The 15,944-nt window shown below is 44.0% G+C and carries 10 protein-coding genes; 2 read left to right on the forward strand and 8 right to left on the reverse strand.

Annotated elements, in window-relative coordinates; all coding sequences use genetic code 11:
* Positions 1 to 42 precede the first annotated feature (42 nt).
* From ACRQQK_RS04390 to ACRQQK_RS04415, 6 genes are all read right to left on the reverse strand, one after another.
* Complete coding sequence (locus ACRQQK_RS04390; protein ID WP_457510217.1) at positions 43 to 1,731, reverse strand: dipeptide ABC transporter ATP-binding protein; 1,689 nt, start codon at positions 1,729 to 1,731, stop codon at positions 43 to 45.
* Positions 1,731 to 2,891: an ABC transporter permease gene (locus ACRQQK_RS04395; RefSeq protein ID WP_457510218.1), complete on the reverse strand. Its 1,161-nt coding sequence runs from the start codon at positions 2,889 to 2,891 to the stop codon at positions 1,731 to 1,733. The genes ACRQQK_RS04390 and ACRQQK_RS04395 overlap by 1 nt, the downstream gene beginning before the upstream one ends.
* 2 nt (positions 2,892 to 2,893) lie before the next feature.
* Positions 2,894 to 3,901 carry an ABC transporter permease gene (locus ACRQQK_RS04400; protein WP_457510219.1) on the reverse strand — a complete coding sequence of 336 codons (1,008 nt, stop codon included), beginning with the start codon at positions 3,899 to 3,901 and terminating at the stop codon, positions 2,894 to 2,896.
* Between the two features lie 171 nt (positions 3,902 to 4,072).
* A complete protein-coding gene (locus tag ACRQQK_RS04405) occupies positions 4,073 to 5,992 on the reverse strand; it encodes an ABC transporter substrate-binding protein (RefSeq protein ID WP_457510220.1) in 1,920 nt (639 codons plus the stop codon).
* 74 nt (positions 5,993 to 6,066) lie between these two features.
* Complete coding sequence (locus ACRQQK_RS04410) at positions 6,067 to 7,779, reverse strand: DUF2264 domain-containing protein (RefSeq protein WP_457510221.1); 1,713 nt, start codon at positions 7,777 to 7,779, stop codon at positions 6,067 to 6,069.
* 288 nt (positions 7,780 to 8,067) lie between these two features.
* Entirely contained in the window at positions 8,068 to 9,267 is a 1,200-nt protein-coding gene (locus ACRQQK_RS04415; protein WP_457510222.1) for an anaerobic sulfatase maturase, read from the reverse strand.
* A gap of 180 nt (positions 9,268 to 9,447) precedes the next feature.
* Here ACRQQK_RS04415 and ACRQQK_RS04420 point away from each other — a divergent pair, with 180 nt between their 5' ends.
* A complete protein-coding gene (locus ACRQQK_RS04420) occupies positions 9,448 to 10,923 on the forward strand; it encodes a sulfatase family protein (RefSeq protein ID WP_457510223.1) in 1,476 nt (491 codons plus the stop codon).
* Positions 10,923 to 12,386, forward strand: coding sequence for a sulfatase family protein (locus ACRQQK_RS04425; RefSeq protein WP_457510224.1), 1,464 nt, complete (start codon positions 10,923 to 10,925; stop codon positions 12,384 to 12,386). The genes ACRQQK_RS04420 and ACRQQK_RS04425 overlap by 1 nt, the downstream gene beginning before the upstream one ends.
* A 111-nt stretch (positions 12,387 to 12,497) precedes the next feature.
* Here the strand turns inward: ACRQQK_RS04425 and gnpA are convergent, their stop codons facing one another.
* Both gnpA and ACRQQK_RS04435 read right to left on the reverse strand, forming a co-directional pair.
* Positions 12,498 to 14,684 (reverse strand): 1,3-beta-galactosyl-N-acetylhexosamine phosphorylase, encoded by a 2,187-nt coding sequence (gnpA, locus tag ACRQQK_RS04430; protein WP_457510225.1) that lies wholly within the window; start codon positions 14,682 to 14,684, stop codon positions 12,498 to 12,500.
* A gap of 80 nt (positions 14,685 to 14,764) precedes the next feature.
* Complete coding sequence (locus ACRQQK_RS04435) at positions 14,765 to 15,934, reverse strand: glycoside hydrolase family 88 protein (RefSeq protein ID WP_457510226.1); 1,170 nt, start codon at positions 15,932 to 15,934, stop codon at positions 14,765 to 14,767.
* Positions 15,935 to 15,944 lie beyond the last annotated feature (10 nt).

The raw sequence follows: 15,944 nt of genomic DNA on the forward strand, positions 1-15,944 counted from the left end.
GCCTTCTCAATATCCCTAATGAGAAGGCTTTGAATAATAGAATTAAACAGATATTTGAGGCGCTAATTCAGCAATGGGGACTGCTGCAATTAGCTGTTGTGTGTAAGCCTGTTTTGGATGGTAAATCACCTGTTCCACAGCCCCCTGCTCCACGATTTTGCCGTGTTGCAGCACCAACACTCGATCACAAAAGTACTTAACCGTAGCAATGTCGTGGGTAATGAGAATGAATGCTGTGCCATACACGTTCTGGAACTCAATAAGCAAGTCCAGAACCTGCGAACGTAGTGATACATCCAGCGCTGCCGTTGCTTCATCTGCAATGACTACTTTAGGAATAGTGACCAAAGCACGAGCGATGACAATACGCTGCCTCTGACCGCCCGAGAATGCGTGTGGATAACGGCTTGAGAACTGAGGTGGCAGACCAACCCATTTCATAATGTTACGGACACGCTCTTCACGTTCCGCTTTGTTCATTTCAGTACGCAGTTTAATTAACGGCTCTTCGATGATATCGAATACCGTCATACGTGGGTTCAACGAGGACCAAGGGTCTTGGAATATCAATCGAAGGTCTGCAAACAGCGGGTCACGCGCCACACGTTTATAATCGGATAGTTCAATATCAACGTTGCCTTTTTCATCAACGTATTGAATCGTACCAGATGTCGCTGGCGACATACCAAGAATCGCTCGTCCTAAAGTACTCTTACCCGATCCTGACTCGCCGACAATGCCCAACGACTCGCCCGGATACAATTTAAGATGAGCACCATCAACCGCTCTCATTGTGCTCTTCTTCTGGAACATTTTTGCAGGCTTGTGGAATACTTTGGTTACACCATTCAAATCCAGAATCGGGCGAACATCACTCCCTTCTTGCAGACGATACGGCACTTTCACTTTCGAAGGTTTTTCTAGGGATCGCGTCGCTTCCATCAACTTTTTGGTATATGGATGTTCAGGACGTTCAAAGACTTGGCGAATATTTCCACATTCAACCACCTCTCCCTTTTCCATCACCACAACTCGGTCTGAAATCTGAGCAACAACACCAAGATCGTGAGTGATGAACAGGATTGCCATGCCTATTTCATCTTGAAGTTTCTTAAACAGATCCAAAATCTCTGCCTGCGTAGTAACATCGAGAGCCGTTGTCGGTTCATCGGCAATTAGAACGTCAGGACGAGACGCAATTGCCATTGCAATCACAACACGTTGTCTCTGCCCACCCGATAATTCGAATGAGTATTTATTGATTAAGCTAGACGGCTCTGGCATCTGAACTTGCTCAAGCAACTCAATCGTTCTCATGTGCGCTTGTTGTTTCGTGATACTTGGTTCAACCAGACACAGAACTTCTTTGATTTGGTCACCAACAGTATGCACTGGGCTCAGAGCCGCCATCGGCTCCTGTGAAACCAGAGAAATGTTGAAGCAGCGTAACGAACGCATACTCTTGCTGCGCGGATCCATTTGTGCAATGTCGATGACATCACCAGTTTCTGTGGTGTAAATAATCTCACCAGAATCAATTCGCCCTGGTTTATCCAACAACTGCATAATTGCAGATGAAGTGACCGACTTACCCGAGCCCGACTCGCCGATAACAGACAATGTTTCACCACGATACAAATCAAATGACACATTTTTAACCGCATGGAAGTGCTCCATACTGGTCGGAAAACTCACATTCAGGTTTTTAACTTGTAGAATTTTATCGCTCATTATTTTGCTCCTTGATCATGGTATGGGTCACAAGCATCACGCAGACCATCACCAACGAAGTTCATCGCCAGAATAACAATAATTACCGCTACCGCAGGAATGAGTAGCCAAGTAGCTTCAGCCAAAGCTCGAATGTTTTGTGCTTCTTGAAGTAGTACGCCCCAACTCACCATTGGCGCTTGTAAACCTAAGCCAAGGAAGCTCAATGCAGTTTCACCCAGAATCATCATAGGAATCGCGAGAGTTACTACTGCGATGATGTGACTCATGAAGTTCGGCGCCATGTATCGACGGATGATCTCAAACGGGCTATTGCCATCCAACCAAGCCGCGGCCACATACTCCTCACCACGCAATGACATAAAGCGACTGCGCACCACTCGAGCCATATCCGGCCAAGAAACTAAACCCAAAATGATGGTGATTAAGAAGTATTTGGTTAACGAGCTCCATTCCGCAGGAAGTGATGCTGATAGCGCCATCCATAACGGCAGTGTTGGAATCGATTTGATGAATTCAATCGTACGTTGAATGATGTTATCTACCGTGCCCCCGAAATAACCCGACACACCACCGATCAAAATACCCAGCACAAATGTGGTGAATACCCCCATCAGGCCCACAGATAAGGAAATACGCGCACCATAAATAAGGCGTGACAACATATCTCGTCCCATACGGTCAGAACCCAAAATGAAGAACGGTTGCTTGGTATCGTGTGGGACGATGAACTTGTAACTCATCGGGATAAAACCCATCAGCTCATACGACTCAGTTTTGCCAAAGAACGAAAAATACACTTTAGTCTCTGGGTCTAACTGATAATGCCTCTTTAAGGTGCGCTTATCTGTTTCGCTGTTGTAAAACTCCAAATGAGGAGCCCAACGCCATCCATCATCCGTATTTTCAAACAAACTTACAGATTGCGGCGGTGCATAGGTATAGCGTCTCCAGTTATCACTTGGGTCAAAAGGTGCAAAGAACTCTGCAAATGCGGCAATTACGTAAACGATGATCAGAAACTTCATGCTGATCCATGCCAGCTTGTGCTGACGCATTTTCATGCCAATAAGCTGCCACTGGGTTGCAGTGCTTAAATCAATAGTTTTCTTGCGGCGCTTAAACAGATGCCCAAGATTACGAATAGCAGACGTAGTCATAATTAAAACTCCTTCGCAACGCCAACACGTACTCGAGGGTCAATCCAGTACAGTAAAAGGTCAGAAATCAAGGTACCAATGATGGTGAGAATAGACATGATCAATAGAACATCACCCGCAACATACATATCTTGAGAACGTAATGAGGCAAGCATCAATGGACCAAGTGTTGGGATGTTCATTACCTGGCTAACAATGATGTCTGCGCCGAGCAATGCAGGAAGCATCCAGCCGATAGTTGACACAATCGGAAGAACTGCAATACGAACAGGGTATTTCAAAATGAGTTTTGCTTCCGTTTGGCCTTTCGCTCGCGCTGTTTTTACATAAGGCTTTTTCAGTTCATCGAGTAAGTTCGCGCGCATGATACGAATAATGCCAGCCATACCCGCGGTACCAACAACGAGGATATAAATCCAACTTCTTGAAGCAGCATCCATGAACTTTGCCCAAGACATTGGCTGATCAAGATATGCATCGGAATATAATCCGGAAACTACAGTATCGAAGCTGTAGTAGCCAATCAGCAGCGCGACGATTGCAATAACAAAGTTAGGTGTCGCCATACCGATGAAACCAAAAATAGTAGCTACATAGTCGCCCCAAGAGTACTGACGTAACGCCGAATACATGCCAATCGGAATAGCGATTAAAAACTGGAAAATGAACACGGCTGCAGCGAGAGAAACCGTAGGCCAGATGCGCGGCTCTATCGTTTCCCATACAGACTGGTTAGTGGTTAACGATATGCCTAAATCGCCAGCTAATAACCCTGCAATCCAATTGATATAACGTTCATCCAGTGATTTATCCAGACCATACATTTCGCGCATGGTATGAATCATCTGTGGATCCACAGTTTGTCCCATCGCTTGAAGTTCAGCGATCTTGGCCGTAGCAAAATCTCCCGGAGGCAGATCTATTACGGCAAAAACGACAATTGATACGGCCAAAAGAGTGACGAAAATCGACACCAGCCGCTTACCTGCAAACAGAAAAAAACTGTTCATTACTGTTCCTTAAATAGTGACACCAAATTGTTTACCACTGACGTGTGATGAATGTGAGCTCGAAGAAATGGAGCATTTCTCAAGCTGCAACTTTTATAGGTATATTTGTTGTTATTCGTGCTAAAGATTGCCCCACTATCCCGTGGGGCAAGGATTTTCAAACACTATGGATTATTGGCTTTTCCATAACTGACTCATGCGCATTGGTCCAGGAGTTGGGAAGTTCCAAGACTGAGGCATATTTTCTGGAACGTTGTGCAGTTTATTACTAACCACGACACCTGCAGGCATAGCTTCAACAGTACCTATCACGTAGAAATTCTCTTTCGCGATTTGCATGATTTCTTTCATGTGTTTCTGTTGTTCTTCCTGAGAAGAGGTCTCTGTTACTTTTTTCCACAACTCAAGCTGACGTTTTACATAAGCTGGTGGCTCAACAGCAAACTCATTGGTTGGCTCATTTGCCCATAGGTAGTAACCCATACCCCATGTAGATTCAGGGCTGAATGGGAAGTAGTAACGCGCTTCGTCAATAACACCAACACCGCCTTCGCCAAGGTTTGGAATGATGTCGAAATCATTGGTCAGACGCAGGTTGATCAGGTGATTAGATTCAATGATGCGTATGTCTAGGAAGATACCGACATCTTTCCATTGATTTTTAATCAGTTCTAATGCATCAGCGAATACACCTTTTCTGCGAGTTTCAGACAAAGCTTCAATACGCAGACGTTCACCATTCTTAAGTAAACGATAACCTTCCGCATCACGCTTAGTCAGGCCTAAATCATCAAGAATCTTATTGGCTTTCTTAACGTCATATTGCGTGTACTGCTCTACAGCGTCTTTGTCATAGAATGGCGAAATATCCGTCGGGGCTGCCTGATGTGGACCTACAACACCTGAATAAACCGTTTCACTGATTTCTGAACGATCGATCGCATGTGAAAGAGCGATACGGAAATCCTTATTCGCGAATAGCTCACGTTTTAGAGGGTCTTTAGATGTTTGGTTCAAAGGCAATGCAAGTTCAGTGCTTAGCGTGCTAGGGCGGAACTTGTAGGTGTAATTACCTTTCTCTTCATTTTCAATTAACAAAGAGCGGTACGATGTCTGACCGATGTCACGGTGTTGGAAATCTGTTTCACCGTTGGCGGCACGCAATACCATCTCTTCCTGATCTTCACTGTAACGCCAGCGAACTGAATCCAAGTATGGTAGCTGGTTACCTTCAGTATCAACCTGCCAGTAATAAGGGTTGCGTTCATAAACGGCATATGTCGCGTTTGGCCCCGGAGGGGTAGTCACTTTCCAAGCTGTCAGAACTGGGCGATCGACGTTCGCATGATGCTCAAGGAAATAATGCGCTTCACAACGTGTTGAAGCGTATTGACGCCAAGAATCAAATCCTTTTGCTTTCGCGTTTTCTACGGCTTTGTCATTGAACTTAGGCATAAATTGAGAACAGTAATGTTTAGGGAAAGCGGTAAAACTTTCACTATCTACCGTCGCTAATGTGCGGATAAACATGCCGTTTGGTTTTGCCAAAGTGATTTTCACGGTATGTGCGTCAATCACTTCTGCTTTTGCAGAATCGTGAGCAGGCAGTGCTAACGGACGGTTACCAGAATGCTCTGGGTCACCAATGATTTCATTAATATAAAATGCAATATCATCTGCAGTGAACGGAGTGCCATCAGACCATTTCACACCCTTACGCAACTGAATGGTGAATTCGGTATTTTCGCTATTTGAAGTAAAACCAACCGCTAAGTTTGGAATGACTTTTGAGTATGTAGTATCAAAATTAAATAAGTTGTCATAAGCGATAGTACGGATACGGTGACCGTTATCCATAGCTTTACCAACTAAGTTCAGGGTACCACCGTATTGACCGATAGACTCATTCGGCTCAACAACCAATGGATTTTCTGGTAAACGTTCTTCAACTTTAGGTAACTTACCAGACTTCACTAACTCATTCAGATGAGGTGCTTCATTATAAGTATCTGCCCAACTTGAGAAAGACAACGCGGCAGTAACTGCTAAAGCTGCTTTACCCAGATGAGGTATCTTATTGTGTTTCTTCATATTTAACTCCATAAGATGATCTATTGTTTCAAGGTTTTTGTTTTAAGGATGTCTTGGAATTGCATCTGCAACGCTCACATATTTCCTGCTAGAACATGGACTTCTAAGTCCGTGTCACCAACATTGATGACACCCGAAATAGCGGGAACACTGGAATGCGGATACACCACGTTGGTGTTTGGGGCGCACGGGTAGCAACAGGCTTGTCCCTGACCTCTGACCAACCGCAATTCACTGAATAATTTTTTGGATTCAATTCTCGAAGGAGCTGCAGCAGCGTGACTAAACCAGCCTCGCCACTCGTCCACACAATATCCGGTCATAAGAAATGACAGATCTTTATCACTCGTAATTCGATGAACACGAACTTCTCGGTCGGCTTGAAGAGTTTGATAGGTCGTCACTTTGCAACCAATGAATGGTGACCAGACTGAGACTAACGCCTCTCCTTCTCGATAAGCTTCAATATGTCTCGGTCTGCTGTACCACTGCAGCGTTTCAGGATGCTGGAAAGCAAGAATGTTATCGCCCGCCCAGCCTTGGTTTATCCAACGAACACTGTCGATGCAGAACCCATGGGCAGAGCTGTAAGCAAACTTATAGTATTTATCGACACATTCACGCAGCTCGTTACTGCCTGAAGCATTGGTCAATAAGTAACTGCCACCATTACGCCACTGGAGATGTCTGTCGTTTACCCACTGTGGTTCTGTGGTAAGCGTCAGTGATGCTAACTCTGTCTGCCAGAAAGGATGAGTATCTTCCATCGCTAAGGCATTAAACGCTTTGAAAGCTAATAGTGGTGACACCGAACTGGTATAGAATTCACTCATTAGCAAGTTGGGGTAAGCGAATCCCGGTAGCAGTACACCGTTACTGTCAGAAATCGGCTGATTCGCCCACCAGTTCATCCCTTGCGTCCAAAGCGTTCGCCACAAGCCAATATCAGGATGGTTTGGATTGACTCTGGCAAGTTCGGCCCAAAAAGCTAATGCTGCGAAACGGTAATTTAATGAGCGGCCGTAGGCGAGTTGACGTCCTTCAGCGTCAAACCAGTCACAATAAGTTTTCGCAAACTCTAACGCGTTACTAAGCAGTCGTTCTTTACGTGGTGATTCTGGATTCCAGCGACAATACATCAAGGCGTAAAACTGAAATGCCATAGGATTGTAGTAATCCATAACACCTGTGGCACCATCTTCGTACCAACCTTGCTCAAGTTGCATATCATCAATGGCTTGCAGATCACACTCTAAGTTCAACGCATCAACAGCAATACCAAGCGATGACAGAGACTCCAAAACTAATACGCGGAACCAATACCAATTGTTGGGTGGCAGTGCGATGTAGGTAGACGATAGCAACCAATCAGATAAATTCGTTTGTTGCTCTTCAGTTAAAGGTTGCCAGTAGATTTCAGGCGCTTCCACCAGCGCCATCGCGATGGCCGACATTTCTACAACTCGTTGATCATAGTCTTTTGCTGATTGCCAAAAATAACGAGAATCAGGCGTAGTTCCATCAATGATTCTCTGACTCAACAAATGATTGATTTCAGGATGAACATGCTTTGCCGGAACCGCTAACCATAATAAACGGCATACATATTCAATATCCGCCGTTTGACGAGTGTAATGGGCGGCACTATTTGCTTGAACATCTAATTTAACTTGGCCGGAAATAATCATTACGTGTTGGTGCAACACATTCTTGGCTAATTCTGCAACGCTCTGACGAGTCGCAAATAAATTGTCTTTATCGGTTAAATCTTTCCAGCACACAGACATTATAAATAATCACTCAGTTAACTAATCCACTTCGTTGGAAATAATTTAATACCACGGATTATTATTATTAAAACGACTTTTTATATTTTCGATATCTGGGTCATAACTCCATCCATTCACCTCTGTTATTTTTCGATTGCATCGCATTTTTTAACGAAATAGTGATTCACATTTTTACAGATATTATTAAAAATAAATTAACAGAACATAAATGAAAGAAAATGGAACCCCTAAATTATTAAGCTCATCGCACTTATAGAAGAAGATATTTACTCACTTCCATATTATTTATTCTGACCCTTTGATGAAATGTGAGTAATAAATAACCGGCAGTTGTTGTCTTAAACATTCACCCATCGCTTTTAAATACGGTTCTATAAAGGAGAAAAGCATAAAGTATCCTTCACACAGATAGTGTTTCTCAGTAAACGAGATCTCTCCTTTTTGATTGATTCTCTGAGCTGGACAAGCGCCATGACACAAATAACGTTGTGAACACTGACTACAATGCAGCGTACTTGACGATGGTTTTCCGCGAGAAAAGTTCTGCTGGATTGGTGTTTCAATCAGATCCGGATAGTCGCTGCGTTTTATGTTGCCCAGCTTAAATTGCGGATAAACAAAATGGTCACAACTGTACACATCACCGTTGTGCTCAATGACTAAGTTATTTCCACAGCTTGGCGAATGAACACAGCTCGATGAAGGCATACCCAAACTCATGCCCAATGCATTGTCGAAGTGGCTTACAAACACTCGACCAATATCGTTTTCACGCCAAGTGTTAAATACTTCAATCATGAAGCGACCAAATTGCTTTGCTCCGACAGTTCGATCTGTGACACCTTTGCCTTTCTCAGCTTCAACGACCGGAATAAATTGAATGAATTGAACACCAAGTGATGTGAGATGTTGATAAACCCTTTTACCATGATTGCCGTTATTTGCTTGAATCACGGTTAACACGTTGTATTCCACTTCATACTTTTGAAGACAACGTAGCCCTCTTACTACCTGCTGATAAGATCCTTTGCCGTTTCGATGTTTGCGGTAGCGGTCATGCAACTCTTCGTCGCCATCAAGACTAATACCCACCAGAAAACGATTCAGTTTCAAAAACTGGGCCCATTCATCATTGATAAGCACACCGTTGGTCTGAAATGTGTTCAACACATTCATTCCCTCTCGTTTGTGCTTTTGCTGATAGGCAATGGCTCGCTTGTAAAAGTCAATACCGCGTAGAGTCGGCTCTCCCCCTTGCCAGCCAAAGGTCACCTCTACCGTGCCACGGGGCTGACTTTCGATGTATCCCTTAATATGAGCTTCTAGAAGTTCGTCACTCATATCAAAACGATTTTGATTTGGAAAATATGCTGTCTTATCGAGATAGAAGCAGTAATCACAATCTAGGTTACACAAGGGGCCAATGGGCTTAATAAGTACATGAAATGGATTTAAAGCGGTTGGTTTCGATGTAAATATGTGCATATGAGTTGCTTCATTGAGTTTCGAAAAAGAAAATACTAAATCATTAAACCTATGAGGTAGATAAGAATATATCGAACAAATTATTAATTTATAGTTTGCGAGTAAGTTAAAAAAATGCCATAAAAACACTCAACTAAATAGTTATAAAATCCTGTTATTTTTCATACATAAGTTGTCTATATGAATAACCCAAATTTACTCTATATATTCCCAGATCAATTCCGACAAATGTCGATGAGTTTGTGGAATGAATTACTATTTAAAGAACATTGTTCTGGAAAATCTGACCCAGTATATACACCTAACCTCGATAATTTCGCTCAACAAGCCTATTTATTACCGAACGCTGTGAGTAATTGCCCGGTATGCAGTCCTCATCGCGGAAGTTTATTTACCGGCGAGTATCCAAATAAAAGTGGTGTTCCCCTTAACTGTAATTCTGATCGAGTAATATCTGACCTCCCCGCTAGTACAACTTGCTTTACCGACATTTTGACTCAATCTGGCTACCACGTTGGTTATATTGGAAAATGGCACCTTGATTTACCAACCCCTAATGCGCCTGATAAGCCCGGAGAGTATGTCGATTCCTCAGTCCCTGCATGGGATTCTTATACTGAGCCACAGCGCAGACATGGAATTCATTACTGGTATGGTTACGGTACCTTTGACGAACATCGTAACCCCCACTACTACGATACAGATGGCGTGAGACACGAACCTCACACTTGGTCTGCTGAACACGAAGCAGACAAAGCTATCGCTTATTTAAAGAATGAGAACGCGGAAAGAGACCCGAGCAGTCCATTTGCTCTTTTCGTTTCTATGAATCCTCCTCATAGCCCTTATCAAAGTTTAGAAGACTGTCGTGAGCAAGACCTACAGCTTTATGAGGCATTTATCGATGAACAACTTCTGGTGCGTGACAACGCCAAACTGGATTTAGAGAAGGCCGCAAGCGCGAGATATTACTTTGCCAATGTCAGCGGCGTTGACCAGCAGTTCGGACGAATTGTTGAAACACTAAAAGAGATTGGTGAATGGGATAACACTATCGTGGTGTTCACCAGCGATCATGGTGAAACCTTATGCAGCCAAGGTCTGACAGATGCAAAAAACGTTATTTTTGAAGAAGCGTTCCTCGTACCATTCTTAGTCAAAGACGTTGATCAAAATCTGCCTAAAGTGTCTGAAACCTTTTTAAACAGCGCAGACATCATGCCAACGATTTTGGATATGCTAGGTCTAAAAGAGAACTTACCAACCAATATCACAGGCCAAAGCAAAGCGTCGTCGATTGTCGACAACAAGAATAACGTTCATTCGAACTGTGCCCTTTACATTCGCAATTTAGATGGCGAAAAAGACGAGAATGGTAAAGTAGTTAGCTACTTCGCACAAAGCAGAGGAATTAGGACTGACCGTTATACCTTTGCCTTGGAAATCGACCGCAAGCTTAAGCTCGATAGCATTTTACTATTCGATAATAAGAGAGACCCTTACCAGTTAGCCAACATCGCTTGGCAAGCATCCGCTTCTCTCACTCAAGAACTACTTTCACTACTTGCTGCAGAACTGGCTCGTATCCAAGACCCTTGGGCAGAGCTGAAAATTCTAAACGATATATTACCTTATCCGCATTTTAAGGACTGTTAATGAACAATACTCTTCCTAATGTCATCATTCTCTATGCCGACGACTTAGGTTTTGGCGACTTGAGTTGCTATGGTGCCAACGATATTCCCACGCCAAATATCGACAAGCTGGCAGACGAAGGCATTAAGTTTCATCAAGGTTATGCCACTGCAGCAACTTGTACTCCTTCTCGTTATAGCTTGCTGACCGGCAGTTATCCTTGGCGAAACCCTAACGCAGCAGTATTACCCGGTGACGCAGCACAAATCATCAGTAAAGATCAGCCAACACTGCCTAAAATGTTCAAAACACAAGGTTACAACACTGGTATTGTGGGCAAATGGCATTTGGGTTTAGGCGACGGCAACCTTGATTTCAACAAACCAATTTCAGGCACACCGAATGATGTTGGTTTCGATGAATCCTTTATCATGGCAGCCACCAATGACCGCGTACCTTGTGTGTATATCGACAATCGCAATGTAGAAAACCTAGACCCAAACGACCCGATTGAAGTGACCTACGACTGGAACAAAGCATTTTTAGATGTTCCCAATGGGCGTAGCCATCCAGAATTGCTCGATGTAATGTATGACCATGGACATGATGGCAGCATCATTAATGGCGTCAGCCGGATTGGTCATATGCGCGGTGGACAATCTGCGATTTGGGATGACGAAACCATGGGCGAGCGTTTCGCAGATAAAGCGATTGAATTCATAGAACAAAACCAAAACACGCCGTTTTTCCTATACTACGCGATGCATCAACCTCACGTACCGCGTATTCCAAATCCTAAATTCAGGGGTGCTACTCCATACGGCGTGCGTGGTGATGTCATCGTAGAAATGGACTGGTGCATTGGTCAGGTTCTTAACAAAATTGACGAACTGGGGCTCAAGCAAAATACCATCGTCATTTTCTCTAGCGACAATGGCCCTGTGCTCAATGATGGCTATAAAGACCAAGCAATAGAGCTCAATGGTCAGCATAAAATGGCAGGACCTTTACGTGGCGGGAAATACAGTTTGTTCGAAGGCGGTACTCGCGTTCCATTCATCGTTCGCTGGCCTGAAACTATCAGCGAAAAGCACAGTCATGCATTAATCAACCAAGTCGATCTTTACCATAGCCTGGCGAAAGTCATTGGCTACAAACTGACAGAAGACGAAGCCCCTGATAGCGAACAACAACTCGAAGCGTTAATCGGTCGTGACCCATATGGACGTGAGAGTATGGTGCTGGAAGGAATGCAATATAAAAAAGTGTTCCGCGATCAACGTTACGCCTACATTCCACCTCATGATGACGACTTCATCTGTCAATATACTGGTAATGAGAAAGGTAATATGTCATCGGCTCAATTGTATGATCTATTTGATGACATCGGCCAGTTAAACAACCTTGCTGATGTCATGCCGGAAAAAGTAGAGCAAATGCAAAAGCTTTTGGATGAGTCAATCAAGAACGAAAAGACTCGTTAAAGTGCTAGGTTAATCGCGGTCGGTCAGTGATTAACCTACCTATCGACAGTCATAGACGTAAAAAAAGGTGCATCCCATGCACCTTTTGTTTTATCCCTGTTTAGCGAACGGTTAGTTGGAGATCCACTTCCATTCATAACCGTCTAAGCTAACATTCACTAACTCACCTTGAGCGTTAGATACCGTCACTTGCTGAGGCTCACTTACGTAGTTAACGGCAGCGACCATGTCAGTTTGCGGATAATAAGCGACATCAACATTTGGATAGTCTGACAACCACGCATGCTGCTGTGTCTCATTGTGGCTTAGCCATATCAATACTTGCTGTAATAAACGGGCATTTTTCATATTGAATGGTAGATTACCCATGTATACCGAGCGCCCTTGACCATAATTGCGCGCCGTTAAAGCAAGGTGCTGACCTTGTGCAGCCAACACTACAATATCTGTCGCCTGCGGATATACGTAACTAGGGTTGCCAAAGTCTAGTCCCTCAGTAACGAATTGACTTAGGTAATGTTCTTTCGCAATCGACAACGGCATCGCCACGCGGCCCATAGTCAGTGCCGTCTCTTTCTCTAATCCAAATACATCACCGAGTTGGAAATAGCGTCCATTTTTCTGAAACGCTGAAGGGTCACACACCCCAAGCAAACCACCACCTTGACCAACAAACTTACGCAGTGCGACCAGTACTTCACTATTTTCCCAACATTCACCACCACTCCATGCAGAGTTGGCATCACCCGTATTGATGATAACCTTGATATCTTCACTTATACCGTTTTGGATAATGTCGTCAAAGCTGATGAACTCAACCTCAAATGGCAAGCCTGCCAAACACTCCAGCAAGTTATTGCCGACAAACTCCATCACATCTGGACGTGGCGGTACGTAGAAACGTTGATCTCTAGCTTGGTTTTGCAGCCAACTACGAGCCTTACCCCAAGCACTTAATACCGCAACTTTGCCCGTCAACTTCTGAGATTCTGTACCCTGAGTGTGTTGCAGGTAATCGCCAAACTCACGAGATATCTCGGTCACATGGTCAATAAAATGCGGAAATTTGTTGGCTAATGACAAATAGCCACCGTAACCAATTCTGTCCAGAGGCTTTTGTAACATCGCTCGGCGAATTTTCACCCAGTTAGACATTGACTCAACGACAGGATCATTACCTTCACGGAAAACATCTGGGAAGAAATAAGGATAGAAACGCGCTTCGCGAGTTTGCTCTCCCATGGAGTCTGTTAATCGACGGAGTGCGACCCCGTCTTCAACCGCACCAATGTTGATATCAAGGCCAATGTTTTGGTAGTTTTCTAAAAATGGTTCAGTACCAATCCAGTGATCGCCTTGGAACATGGCAGTTTTCTTTCCAGCGTTGTGCGCCATTGCAACTAACTCAGCCGCGAAATCAACCACAAATTCCTGAACGAAAGTCATCCAATCTTGGTAACGCTTTGATGGCGCTTTGTATGTACCGTTGTAATAACCCGCATCCACGAAATCTTCTGGCGATAAACGGTAACCAAAACGCTTTGCAAAATCTTCTAATGCTCGTGGGCTGACGGTTTCACCATAACCCGTCCAGTCGCGATAGATATCCTGATTTTGCTCGCCAGTATCAATGACGAACAGGAATGCGAAAGTCGTAAATCGCACTACTGTGGTGTTTGGATGTTCATCCAACCATTGCGCAAAGTGCTTAATTAAATGTTGGCGACACTCAGGATGATAAGGATCCAAGCTCTTAATACGAGGCCCTTTCCAATCATTGGTTAGCGCATTGTACATAGATACGCTGTCCCACACCTGACGAGCCATAAAGGTGACTGTGTATTCATGGTATGGCTGTGTTTGCTTGATCAAAACTTGTTGAGTTGAGGCATCGAACTCCCACAGCGACACATCAATAACGGTATTAGTCGTGCGGTTGCGTACTTCCCACCAGCATTTAGGGTCACTGTCATCATCAAGCTCATACTTGTCTTTGCTATAGCCATCAAGAGGCTGGATTACAAGCGTCTCGGCCATCGCTGTGACCGGAAATGACATAAGATATTTGCGGTGTAAATATTCAGGGTGTTGATTGGCAAACTGTTGGTCGGCACGCACCAGACACACCACTGAGTAAATATCGCTGTCTTGCTTTGCTAATGATTCCGGCATAGTAGTGCCATCACTGTCTCGCAAAGCGTCCGCTTGCCAACGTTGGTATAAATCCAACACCACTTCTTCTTGTCCAACCTCAACAGGCAATGTCATGTGCCCTTTGGTTGAAGAAACCTGTTTCATGTTCAAACTCCAAAACGTTAAATCAGCGGGCAGATTTGCCCGCGTAAATCAAAAAATAAAGGTGAAGACAATCAGAGGGCTTACCAGAAGAAGTTCTGATATCCGTTCGCACGCATTAACGCTTCTAGATAGTAGTAATCGCCATAAGGAAGCATGTTGTCGCTTAGACCCACTTTGACAAAAGATGCCCCATGAGCCAGTAGACCAAGCGCACTTTCATCATGAGTTAGGTCACACTGCTTAATCAGACCTTGAAGCAGGTACAATCCCCACTCTCGGTACATTTTTGCTTCTTCTTCGTCTTCAATACATTGAGCGATAAGCAGTAAACCGGCCGCAGTAATGGCACCAGCAGAGCTGTCTTTGTATTGAATTTCATCACTTGGAAGCAGGTAATCCCAAACAGGAACGCCATCATCAGTAATATGATCAGTTGCGTACTTAGCCAGTTTCTTTGCCAGCGTTAAAAACTGCTCATCTTTTGTATACAAGTATGTCTGAGCAAAACCATGAATAGCCCAAGACTGACCACGCGCCCAGCAAGAGTCATCCGCATAACCTTGGAACGTTTCACCTTTCAATGGTTGCTGAGTAATGGGATCGAAGTTGAAAGAGTGATAGGTAGAGAAATCATCTCGAACAATATGTTTCGCTAGCGTCTCGCTGTGACGCTTTGCCGCATTTGCATAAACAGGTGATCCTGTAATTTCAGAAGCCCAGAATAGCAATGCTGTATTTTGTAGAGAGTCGATGATTGACTTACCTAGCGTCACTTCAGGGCCGAGTGGATGGGTATCATTCCATGCCACGATATAACCACCAATTTTTCTGAAGCGGTGAATCAAATGATCAGCGGCTCTCAACGCCATCATTTTCGACTCTTCATCTTCAGTAAGTTTGTAATCTGCAACACAGCTAAGACTGTATTGAAAGCCTAAGTCATGGTCGAGCCAGAACGGATCTAGAAGCATATTGGCAAAGTAGTTCTTACGCAGTTTTGCACTGTTCTTGAATACCTCTTGCCCTGTCAGTTGGTAACTCAACCATAACTCGCCAGTCCAGAATGACGAAACCCAGTCAAATTGATCACAGTAGTCCCACTGGTTAGTAGCCGTACCTATCTTCGGGTTGCGCTCGCCAATTTTAGCGATATTGCGACGAATCGATTCCACAACAGTTGGTAAATGATTAACGACACTTTGCTCGTCCAACGCTGATGGCAATGGACGTAGAAATACTTTCTCGGTCATAGTGAATACT

Source organism: Vibrio sp. C8 (assembly GCF_054051265.1).

Bases quoted from the DNA above. Each gene is read 5' to 3' on its own strand.
- ACRQQK_RS04415 (WP_457510222.1), bottom strand. From the start codon at position 9,267: ATGCACATATTTACATCGAAACCAACCGCTTTAAATCCATTTCATGTA.
- gnpA (WP_457510225.1), bottom strand. From the start codon at position 14,684: ATGAAACAGGTTTCTTCAACCAAAGGGCACATGACATTGCCTGTTGAG.
- ACRQQK_RS04420 (WP_457510223.1), top strand. From the start codon at position 9,448: ATGAATAACCCAAATTTACTCTATATATTCCCAGATCAATTCCGACAA.
- ACRQQK_RS04425 (WP_457510224.1), top strand. From the start codon at position 10,923: ATGAACAATACTCTTCCTAATGTCATCATTCTCTATGCCGACGACTTA.
- ACRQQK_RS04410 (WP_457510221.1), bottom strand. From the start codon at position 7,779: ATGTCTGTGTGCTGGAAAGATTTAACCGATAAAGACAATTTATTTGCG.
- ACRQQK_RS04395 (WP_457510218.1), bottom strand. From the start codon at position 2,891: ATGACTACGTCTGCTATTCGTAATCTTGGGCATCTGTTTAAGCGCCGC.
- ACRQQK_RS04400 (WP_457510219.1), bottom strand. From the start codon at position 3,901: ATGAACAGTTTTTTTCTGTTTGCAGGTAAGCGGCTGGTGTCGATTTTC.
- ACRQQK_RS04390 (WP_457510217.1), bottom strand. From the start codon at position 1,731: ATGAGCGATAAAATTCTACAAGTTAAAAACCTGAATGTGAGTTTTCCG.
- ACRQQK_RS04435 (WP_457510226.1), bottom strand. From the start codon at position 15,934: ATGACCGAGAAAGTATTTCTACGTCCATTGCCATCAGCGTTGGACGAG.
- ACRQQK_RS04405 (WP_457510220.1), bottom strand. From the start codon at position 5,992: ATGAAGAAACACAATAAGATACCTCATCTGGGTAAAGCAGCTTTAGCA.